The sequence below is a fragment of the Thiocystis violacea genome (assembly GCF_016583575.1).
In the GTDB taxonomy this organism is placed as follows: domain Bacteria; phylum Pseudomonadota; class Gammaproteobacteria; order Chromatiales; family Chromatiaceae; genus Thiocystis; species Thiocystis violacea.
In genome coordinates, this window is sequence record NZ_NRRG01000057.1 from 22,492 (window position 1) to 31,719 (window position 9,228).

10 protein-coding genes are annotated in these 9,228 nt (G+C 65.2%); 2 read left to right on the top strand and 8 right to left on the bottom strand.

The annotated features are described in order from the left end of the window. Positions 1-108: 108 nt before the first annotated feature. Positions 109-363 carry a type II toxin-antitoxin system Phd/YefM family antitoxin gene (locus tag CKO27_RS20035; RefSeq protein WP_200376694.1) on the top strand — a complete coding sequence of 85 codons (255 nt, stop codon included), beginning with the start codon at positions 109-111 and terminating at the stop codon, positions 361-363. Then, a complete protein-coding gene (locus CKO27_RS20040; protein ID WP_200376695.1) occupies positions 363-779 on the top strand; it encodes a type II toxin-antitoxin system VapC family toxin in 417 nt (138 codons plus the stop codon). The genes CKO27_RS20035 and CKO27_RS20040 overlap by 1 nt, the downstream gene beginning before the upstream one ends. 89 nt (positions 780-868) lie before the next feature. Here the strand turns inward: CKO27_RS20040 and urtE are convergent, their stop codons facing one another. The 8 genes from urtE to argE form a co-directional block, all read right to left on the bottom strand. Then, positions 869-1,564, bottom strand: a complete 696-nt coding sequence (urtE, locus tag CKO27_RS20045; RefSeq protein WP_200376696.1) for an urea ABC transporter ATP-binding subunit UrtE — start codon at positions 1,562-1,564, stop codon at positions 869-871. 44 nt (positions 1,565-1,608) lie between these two features. Next, positions 1,609-1,881, bottom strand: a complete 273-nt coding sequence (locus tag CKO27_RS20050; protein ID WP_200376697.1) for a type II toxin-antitoxin system HicB family antitoxin — start codon at positions 1,879-1,881, stop codon at positions 1,609-1,611. 61 nt (positions 1,882-1,942) lie between these two features. Continuing rightward, on the bottom strand, positions 1,943-2,779 hold the full coding sequence (gene urtD / locus CKO27_RS20055; protein WP_200376698.1) for an urea ABC transporter ATP-binding protein UrtD: 837 nt from the start codon (positions 2,777-2,779) through the stop codon (positions 1,943-1,945). Beyond that, entirely contained in the window at positions 2,776-3,873 is a 1,098-nt protein-coding gene (gene urtC, locus CKO27_RS20060) for an urea ABC transporter permease subunit UrtC (RefSeq protein WP_200376699.1), read from the bottom strand. Before urtC ends, urtD begins: the two co-directional genes overlap by 4 nt. Before the next feature lie 6 nt (positions 3,874-3,879). Then, positions 3,880-5,520, bottom strand: a complete 1,641-nt coding sequence (urtB, locus tag CKO27_RS20065; protein ID WP_200376700.1) for an urea ABC transporter permease subunit UrtB — start codon at positions 5,518-5,520, stop codon at positions 3,880-3,882. 90 nt (positions 5,521-5,610) lie between these two features. Further along, the gene (urtA, locus tag CKO27_RS20070; RefSeq protein WP_476718510.1) at positions 5,611-6,900 is read right to left on the bottom strand and encodes an urea ABC transporter substrate-binding protein; all 1,290 of its coding nucleotides are present in this window, start codon (positions 6,898-6,900) and stop codon (positions 5,611-5,613) included. Between the two features lie 221 nt (positions 6,901-7,121). Then, on the bottom strand, positions 7,122-8,045 hold the full coding sequence (gene ypfJ / locus CKO27_RS20075) for a KPN_02809 family neutral zinc metallopeptidase (RefSeq protein ID WP_200376701.1): 924 nt from the start codon (positions 8,043-8,045) through the stop codon (positions 7,122-7,124). A gap of 24 nt (positions 8,046-8,069) precedes the next feature. Then, positions 8,070-9,228: acetylornithine deacetylase (gene argE, locus CKO27_RS20080; RefSeq protein WP_242471028.1), on the bottom strand; the 1,159-nt coding region annotated here is incomplete at its 5' end.

Genomic DNA, 9,228 nt, shown 5'->3' on the forward strand with positions numbered 1-9,228 from the left:
TGGAGCCGCCGTCGGCATCACTGGTCGATCATTCTGAAAAAGGTCCGCTTGGCTCATGACAGACTAGGTAGTAACATCTCTACATCCATGCCGAGTCGAGCCACCCTCATGACGATCACCACCATGTCCAGTCGCGAATTCAATCAGCATGCCAGCGAGGCGAAAAAGGCTGCCGCCAAGGGTCCGGTCTTCATAACCGACCGTGGACGGCCCGCGCACGTCCTGCTGAGCATCGAGGACTACCAGCGGTTGACGGGGGGGCGAATGACGCTTGCCAGCGCCCTGGCTCAGCATGACGTGCCTGATTTCGATTTCGACCCACCACGCGCGACACATCTCTATCGGCCCGCGGACCTCGACTGATGTTTTTGCTGGATACCAATGTCGTTTCCGAACTCCGGCGACCGGAAAAGGCGAACCCCAACGTCCTGGCCTGGGCATCGGCGCGTCCGTTGGCGTGTTTCTTCATCTCGTCCATCACCCTGCTGGAGATCGAACTCGGTGCGCTCCTGATCGAGCGGAAAGATACGGCTCAGGGCGCGATCCTGCGATCCTGGATCGAGCATCAGGTATTGCCTCGCTTCGAAGGGCGCATCCTCCCGGTCGACGCCGACGTTGCCCGATACTGTGCACGTTTGCATGTGCCTGACCCGCGTTCCGAACGCGATGCGCTCATTGCCGCCACGGCGCTGGTGCATGGTATGACGGTGATCACACGCAATATCGCGGATTTTAATCCGACCGGTGTCCCCACGATCAATCCCTGGGTGCTTTCCTGAGACACCAGGGTTTCGCCAGTGACCTCAGTCTCGATCACTCTCGACTCAAAGGTCAATCGGCCCGCTTGCTTCCCTTCGCGTCGGTGCCGTCACACGGTCAGATACTCCTTGACCAGCGTCTCATCGAGCCGGTCTATCGCCCCGGTCGCCACCGAGCGTCCGCGGTCGAGAATGCAGAAGCGATCCGCGACGCGCCGGGCGAAGGGGAGTTTCTGCTCCACCAGGACGACGGTCAGTCCCAGCTCGCGGTTGAGCCGGCGAATGATGTCGCCGATCTCCGCGACGATGTTGGGCTGGATGCCCTCGGTCGGCTCGTCCAGGATCAAGAGCTTAGGGTCAATGACCAGCGCCCGGCCAATGGCAAGCTGCTGTTGCTGACCGCCGGAGAGGTCGCCGCCGCGCCGTCCGAGCATTTCCTTCAGCACCGGGAAGAGTTCGAAGATGAAGTCTGGAACCTGGCGCTGACGGTCGGATCGCGCGGGCAGGCCGATGCGTAGATTCTCCTCCACCGTCAGCAGGGGGAAGATCTGCCGACCCTGGGGGACATAGCCGATGCCGAGTCGGGCGCGCTGCTCGGCCGACTGTTTGAGCAGATCCCGGCCCAGATAATCCATGCGACCGGAGGCGACCGGCAACAGCCCCATGACGCACTGAAGCAGCGTGGTCTTGCCGACCCCGTTGCGCCCCATGATGCAGCTGCATTGGCCTTCCGGAATCTCCAGGTCGAGATCCCAGAGGGTATGGCTGGCGCCGTGGAATTGGTTGAGTCCTTGGATGTTCAGCATGGCAGGCCCGAGGCTCCAAACGGATTTCGATCATTCACGGGGCGTTATTCGAAGGCGATGATCAGTCGTTTACCCAGGGCCGCCTGAAGACGTGCGCTCGGGGCGATGGCGTAAGCGTCGTCGATCACGGACGGATCGGGAATCGACTGCCCTTCATCCAGGCGACCGTCCAGGGTCAAGGTCAGCGCCTCGGAGGCGTTGAAGAGGGCCTCCTCCAGCGTTTCACCTTCCGTAAAGGCTTCTTCAAGGTCGACGAATTGAACACAGTAACCACCACTATCTTGCGGGGTCAGGAGCGCGGGATAACGGATGTCCATTGGCATTACCTCAACTTGATGCCAGAGAGTATCCGTTTGGCGTTCCCTTGGATCAAATGCCTCAAGGCCCGCCCCCCAAATACACCTCGATCACCCGCGGATCGTTCCGTACCTCGTCCATGCTTCCCTCCGCCAGTACGCTGCCCTGGTGCAGCACCGTGACCTTGTCGGCGATGGAGCGCACGAAATCCATGTCGTGCTCGACCACCACCACCGAGTGCTTGCCGGCGAGCGAGCGTAGCAGTTCCGCCGTGCGGTCCATCTCCTGATGGGTCATGCCGGCGACCGGCTCGTCGACCAGCAGCAGATAGGGGTTCTGCATCAGCAGCATGCCGATCTCCAGCCATTGTTTCTGGCCGTGCGAGAGCGCGCCGGCGCGCTGGTCGCGCTGGTCTTGCAGACCGATGGTCTCCAGCACCTCGTCGATCCGCTCGCGCTGCTCCGGGGTCAGGCGGGCGAGGAGTGTCGGCCAGACGCGCTTGTCGGCGGCCATCGCCAGCTCCAGGTTCTCCAGCACCGCGTGCTGCTCGAACACCGTCGGCTTCTGGAACTTGCGCCCGATGCCGACGCTGGCGATCTCGGGTTCGGACAGACGCAGCAGATCGATGGTCTGACCGAACCAGGCGGTGCCGGTGTCGGGCCGGGTCTTGCCGGTGATGATGTCCATCATGGTGGTCTTGCCGGCCCCGTTCGGACCGATGATGCAGCGCAGCTCGCCGGCGTCGATGTAGAGATTGAGATGGTTGATGGCGCGAAAGCCATCGAAGGTCACGGAGATGTCCTCCAGATAGAGGATGGTGCCGTGACTCATGTCCAGCTCCAGCGCCTGTCTGGGGACCATGAAGTCCCAGACCTGGTCGCGGCGCATGGCGGCGCGCAGGTTGTCGAGCGTCTTCATGCGGTCGTCTCCTTACGCCTGAACAGTCCGGCGAGCCCCTGGGGCAGCAGCAGCGTGACCAGCACGAAGAGTCCGCCGAGCACGAACAGCCAGGCGTCGGGCATGACGCCGGTGAGATAGGTCTTGCCGTAGTTGACCAGTATCGCCCCCAGCACCGCCCCGTAGAGGGTCGCGCGCCCGCCGATCGCGACCCAGATGAGGATCTCGATCGAGTTGAGCGGCGAGAACTCGCCCGGATTGATGATGCCGACCTGGGGCACGTAGAGCGCCCCGGCGATGCCGGCCAGCACGGCGGAGAAGGTGAAGATCCAGAGCTTCACATGCTCGACCCGATAGCCGATGAAGCGGGTGCGGCTCTCGGCGTCGCGAATGGCGACCGCGACCCGTCCGAGCTTGGAGGTGACGATGGCGCGGCAGGCCAGATAGCCGCCGGCCAGGGCCAGGGCGCTGGCGACGAAGAGCCCGATGCGTGTCGCGTCCGACTGGAGATCGAAGCCGAGCAGATCCTTGAAGTCGGTCAGGCCGTTGTTGCCGCCGAAGCCCATCTCGTTGCGGAAGAAAGCCAGCATCAGGGCATAGGTCAGGGCCTGGGTGATGATGGAGAGATAGACGCCCGTGACGCGCGAGCGGAAGGCCAGCCAGCCGAAGACGAAGGCCAGCAACCCGGGCGCGAGTACCACCATCAGGGCCGCGAACCAGAACATGTCGAAGCCGTGCCAGAACCAGGGCAGTTCCGACCAGTTGAGAAAGACCATGAAATCCGGCAGCTCCGGGTTCCCGTAGACACCCCGGTCGCCGATCTGGCGCATCAGATACATGCCCATGGCATAGCCGCCGAGGGCGAAGAAGGCGGCGTGGCCCAGGCTGAGAATCCCCAGATAGCCCCACACCAGATCCACCGCGACGGCCAGCAGGGCATAGGTCAGATACTTGCCGAGCAGGGTCACGGTGAAGGTCGAGACGTGCAGCGAGCTGTCGGCCGGCACGGCCAGATTCAGCACCGGAACCAGCAGGGTGGTGAGCGCCAGCAGCGCCAGGAAGATCTGGCCGCCGCGATCGAGATGGAAGGTGCCCAGGCGGGTGACGGGTGGCATGGTCGTTCAGCCCTCCGCGGCCCGGCCCTTCTGCGGGAAGAGTCCGCGCGGGCGCTTCTGGATGAAGAGGATGATGAACACCAGCACCAGGATCTTCGCCAGCACCGCGCCGGCCCAGGGTTCCAGGATCTTGTTGATGACCCCCAGCGACATGCCGGCGACCAGCGTTCCCCAGAGATTCCCCACGCCGCCGAACACCACCACCATGAAGGAGTCGATGATGTAGGTCTGGCCCAGGTTGGGGCCGACATTGGTGATCTGGCTCAGCGCCACCCCGGCCACCCCGGCGATGCCGGAGCCCAGCCCGAAGGTGAGCGCGTCCACCCGCGCCGAGCGCACCCCCATGGCGCGCGCCATGGCGCGGTTCTGGGAGACCGCACGGACCTGTAGCCCCAGGTTGGTGCGGCGCAGAACCAGGAAGAGCGCGGCGAAGACGATCAGACAGAAGGCGATGATGTACATCCGGTTCATGGTCAGCGACAGCAGGCTATTGACCTGCCAGGAGCCGGACATCCAGTCCGGATTGGCGACCGGCACGTTCTGCGGCGAGATGAGCGTACGCACCAACTGTTGGAGGATGAGGCTGACGCCGAAGGTGGCGAGCAGGGTCTCCAGCGGTCGGCCGTAGAGAAAGCGGATGACCCCGCGCTCGATCAGCACGCCGACCGCCCCCGCGACCAGGAAGGCCGCCGGGATGGCCAGGAGCAGCGCCAGTCCGATCTGTTCCGGCATGAGCTGTTGGAGGATGTAGGTGGTGTAGGCCCCCAGCATCATCAGCTCGCCATGGGCCATGTTGATGACCCCCATGACGCCGAAGGTGATCGCCAGTCCGATCGCGGCCAGCACCAGCACCGAGCCCAGGCTCAGGCCGAAGAAGAGCGTCTCGGCCAGACCATAAAGATCGCGCTTGAAGTCGATATCGCGCAGCACACGGTTGGCGGTGGCGAGCACCTCGGGATCCGGCTCGCCGGCGATCAGGCGCTGCACGCCCCCGCGCACGGCCGGATGGGTGCTGCCGTCGAGCCGTTCGAGCGCCTCCAGGCGTCGGCTGGCGTCGGGGCTGGCGAGGTCGGCCAGGGCGATGGCGGCTGTCATGACCTCGCGCACCGAGTCGTCCCCCTCGGCGTCGAGACGCGCGCGCAGCAGGGCGACGCCGTCCGGGTCGAGCTTGTCCAGCATGGCGTTCACGCCCGAGAGCCGAACGGCGGCGTCGGGATGCGCGAGGTTGAGACCCGCGATGGCCGCGCGCACCTGTCCGCGCAGCCGATTGTTGAGTCCGATCCGCTTGAGGTCGCCTTTGTCCGCCGTCCCCATCGAGTCGCCGGTCAGCGGGTCGATCAGATCGAGCCCGGCCGCGCCTGGGCGGGCGATCACCAAGGCCCCGTCGCTCTTGCGCAGATGCAGCTCGGTCGCCTGAAGCGCCGTCAGGAGGGCGCGCGCGCGTGGATCGCCGCTCGCGGCCACCAGCCCGACACCCTGCTCCAGGCTTTTGAAGCTGTTCTCCCGGATCAGTTCGACACCCGGCTCGAAGTCGGCGGGATCGGCCGCTGCGGCGGGAATCAGGACCGCGATCAGCAGCAGGGCCGCGATCAGCCGCTGACCCAGCGCCCCGGGTCGCGTGGCATCGTGAACGCATGGAGTTGGCATGCCGCATCCTCGAACCGCGCCGGGATCGGCGCGGCTTGGCTCTGGAACGTGCGATCGGCCGCCGGCGGGAGGCCGGCGGCCTCGGCCGGATCAGAAATTCTGACCGGAACAGGTCTTGGTGACGCTGTTGTAGTTGCCGCAGGAGATCGGCGGGGTCCAGTCGGCGATGATGTCCTTGCTGCCCGGCAGGAAGTCCGACCAAGCGTCGCCCGGTACGGCCTCGGTTTCCGAGACGACCGAGAACTGACCATCGTCCTGGATCTCGCCGATCAGCACCGGCTTGGTGATGTGATGGTTGGAGAGCATGACCGCCTTGCCGCCGGTCAGGTTCGGGGTCTCCAGTCCGATGATGGCCTCGGCCACCTTGTCGGTGTCGGTGGTCCCAGCCTTCTCGACCGCCTGAACCCAGAGATTGAAGCCGATGTAATGGGCCTCCATCGGGTCGTTGGTGACCCGCTTGTCGCTCTTGATGTAGCCATGCCAGGTCTTGATGAAGGCCGCGTTGGCCGGCGCGTCCACGCTCATGAAATAGTTCCAGGCCGCCAGATGGCCGACCAGCGGCTTGGTGTCGATCCCCGACAGCTCTTCCTCGCCGACCGAGAAGGCGACCACCGGGATGTCCTCGGCCGAGAGTCCCTGGTTGCCCAGCTCCTTGTAGAAGGGCACGTTGGCGTCCCCATTGATGGTCGAGACCACGGCGGTCTTCTTGCCGCTGGAGCCGAACTTCTTGATGTCGGAGACGATGCTCTGCCAGTCGGAATGGCCGAAGGGGGTGTAGTTGATCAGGATATCCGCCTCGGCGACGCCCTTGCCCTTCAGATAGGCCTCCAGGATCTTGTTGGTGGTGCGCGGATAGACATAGTCCGTGCCCGCCAGCACCCAGCGTTCCACGCCCAGGTCGTTCATCAGATAGTCCACCGCCGGAATCGCCTGCTGATTGGGTGCCGCGCCGGTGTAGAAGACATTCTTGGACGATTCCTCGCCCTCGTACTGGACCGGATAGAAGAGCAGTCCGTTCAGTTCCTCGAACACCGGCAGCACCGATTTGCGCGAGACCGAGGTCCAGCAGCCGAAGACCGCCGCGACCTTCTCCTTGGCGATCAGCTCGCGCGCCTTCTCGGCGAACAGCGGCCAGTTCGAGGCGGGATCGACGACCACCGCCTCCAGTTGTTTACCGAGCAGACCGCCCTTCTTGTTCTGCTCCTCGATCAGCATCAGCATGGTGTCCTTCAGCGTGGTCTCGCTGATGGCCATGGTGCCGGAGAGCGAATGCAGCACGCCGACCTTGATGGTGTCGGCGGCGGTGGCGATAGTGGACAGTCCGAGTGATAGCGCGGCCGCGAGCGCCGCGGCCGGAGCGCGAAAATTGCGGTTCATCATGGTGCGTCGGAACTCCTGCTTGGTGAGTGTTGGGCGTTCGTCCGTAGGCCGTCAAGCAGGGGTCGTGCCAGGGCGGAATCGCCCTAGTGAAAACAGTGGGTGGATGGATCCTCGCGCGGTCGGCGTCGGATCGCTCGGATCATCCTGGTGCGCCGCGCGGTCGGCGTTGCCCCGCCATGGTGCGCCCTGGCGCGGACCTCGTCCGCTGGCCTGCTTCCGGCTCAGAGCGATTCGGCTGAAAAGCTGTCGCAGGCCGAGAGTTCGCCGGACTCGAGCCCGCGCTTGAACCAGCGCACCCGTTGCGCGGAACTGCCGTGGGTGAAGCTGTCGGGCGTGATCTGACCCTGACCTTGGCGCTGGAGCCGATCGTCGCCGATCGCCGAGGCGGCGTTGAGTCCCTCCTCGACATCGCCCTGCTCCAGGATGTCGCGGGCCTTGTGCGCGCGATGCGCCCAGAGGCCGGCGAAGCAGTCGGCCTGAAGCTCCAGCCGAACCGAAAGGGCGTTGGCCTCCTTGCGACTGGATCGCTGGCTCAAGTCCTGAACCCGATCGGAGATCCCGAGCAGGTTCTGCACATGATGTCCGACCTCGTGCGCGATCACGTAGGCTTGGGCGAAGTCCCCAGGCGCGCCGAATCGGGTGCGCAGCTCGTCATAGAACACCAGGTCGATATAGACCTTTTGATCGGCCGGGCAGTAGAACGGCCCCATGGCGGCCTGGCCCAGACCGCAGGCCGAGCGGGTCATGCCGCTGAAGAGGACCAGTCGGGGATCGCTGTAACGCTTGCCCTGCTCGCGAAAAATCGTTTGCCAGGTGTCTTCGGTGTCGGCCAGGACCACCGAGACGAATTCCGCCAGCTCGTCCTGACCCGCCGACGCCTGGACGCGACCAGGATCGGGCGCTGGGTCGAACCGCGGCCCCGTCTGTTCCATTGGGGCCTCGCCGAGTTGGGAGAGCAGCAGGCTGGGGTCGACGCCCAGCAGGAGCAGGACGACGACCACGACGATCCCTCCCAGCCCGCCGCCGATGCCCGCCTTGCGTCCGACCCCATAGGAGGAACGTCTCGAGCCTTGGGGCAGGCCGCCGAGCCCGCTATCGCGACGGTCTTCCACGTTTTCACTGCGTCTGCCGGTCTTCCAGCGCATGGTTCGTCTCCAGATGGGGCGTTGTCAGGCCGGCGTCCGAACGCAGAATTGTCGGATGAGGGCTTGCAAAAGGTTCAGGGTCGGCGGGATGCGATCGATCGCGAGGAACTCGTCGGGCTGATGGGCCTGGGCGATGTCGCCCGGTCCGAGCACCAGGGTTTCCATCCCGAGCTGATTGAGAAACGGCATCTCGGTGCCGAAGCTGACCGCCTCGGCGGCATGGCCGGTCAGGGTCTCGCAGGCGCGCACGATCGCCGCATCGGCGGGCGTCTCGGCCGGGGGGATGGGCTCGAACAGGGGTTCGACCGACCATTTGAGTCCGCGTCGCTCGCCGACCTCGCCGACCCGACGGGCCAGCTCGGCGCGCAGGTCCGCCGGATTCAGACCGGGCAGGACGCGCAGATCCAGGTGCAGCTCACACTCGCCGCAGATGCGATTGGGATTGTCCCCGCCGTGGATGTGGCCCAGGTTGATGGTGGGGTAGGGCACCGGAAAGGCCGGATGCCGATGCGCCCCTTGCAGCTCGGCGCGCCAGCCGAGCACGGCGGACAACACCTCGTGCATGCCGTCGAGGGCATTGTTGCCCAGGCTCGGGTCGCTGGCATGACCGCTGCGCCCGATCAAGCGGACCGACTCGCCCATCACCCCCTTGTGGAGCCGTACCGGGCGCAGATTGGTCGGCTCGCCGATAACGGCATGGCGGCCGAGCGGGCGACCGGCCGCGACCAGGGCGCGCGCGCCATGCATGGCGGATTCCTCGTCGGTGGTGGCCAGGATCATCAGCGGACACTTGAGATCCGCCGCCGCGAAGCCGCGCGCCGCCTCTAGGGCGAGCGCGAAGAAGGACTTCATGTCCGAGGTGCCGAGCCCGTAATAGCGTCCGTCCGCTTCGGTCAGCTTGAGCGGATCATGGTTCCAGAGCGGGGCATCGAAAGGGACCGTATCGGTGTGACCGGACAGCACCAGCCCGCCCGGACCGCTTCCCAATGTGCCGAGTAGATTGAACTTGCCGGGATGACCGGGGATCCCGAGGATCTCGACCCGGAACCCGGCGCTCTCCATCCAGCCGGCCAGCAGGTCGACCAGGGGCTGGTTGCTGTGATCGAAGGCCGGGGTGACGCTGCTGACCGAAAGGGTGCCGATCAGACCTTCGAGCATTCGCGAGAGCGGGGGGGCTTGGGGG

Bases quoted from the DNA above. Each gene is read 5' to 3' on its own strand.
- CKO27_RS20035 (WP_200376694.1), top strand. From the start codon at position 109: ATGACGATCACCACCATGTCCAGTCGCGAATTCAATCAGCATGCCAGC.
- CKO27_RS20040 (WP_200376695.1), top strand. From the start codon at position 363: ATGTTTTTGCTGGATACCAATGTCGTTTCCGAACTCCGGCGACCGGAA.
- urtE (WP_200376696.1), bottom strand. From the start codon at position 1,564: ATGCTGAACATCCAAGGACTCAACCAATTCCACGGCGCCAGCCATACC.
- CKO27_RS20050 (WP_200376697.1), bottom strand. From the start codon at position 1,881: ATGGACATCCGTTATCCCGCGCTCCTGACCCCGCAAGATAGTGGTGGT.
- urtD (WP_200376698.1), bottom strand. From the start codon at position 2,779: ATGAAGACGCTCGACAACCTGCGCGCCGCCATGCGCCGCGACCAGGTC.
- urtC (WP_200376699.1), bottom strand. From the start codon at position 3,873: ATGCCACCCGTCACCCGCCTGGGCACCTTCCATCTCGATCGCGGCGGC.
- urtB (WP_200376700.1), bottom strand. From the start codon at position 5,520: ATGCCAACTCCATGCGTTCACGATGCCACGCGACCCGGGGCGCTGGGT.
- urtA (WP_476718510.1), bottom strand. From the start codon at position 6,900: ATGATGAACCGCAATTTTCGCGCTCCGGCCGCGGCGCTCGCGGCCGCG.
- ypfJ (WP_200376701.1), bottom strand. From the start codon at position 8,045: ATGCGCTGGAAGACCGGCAGACGCAGTGAAAACGTGGAAGACCGTCGC.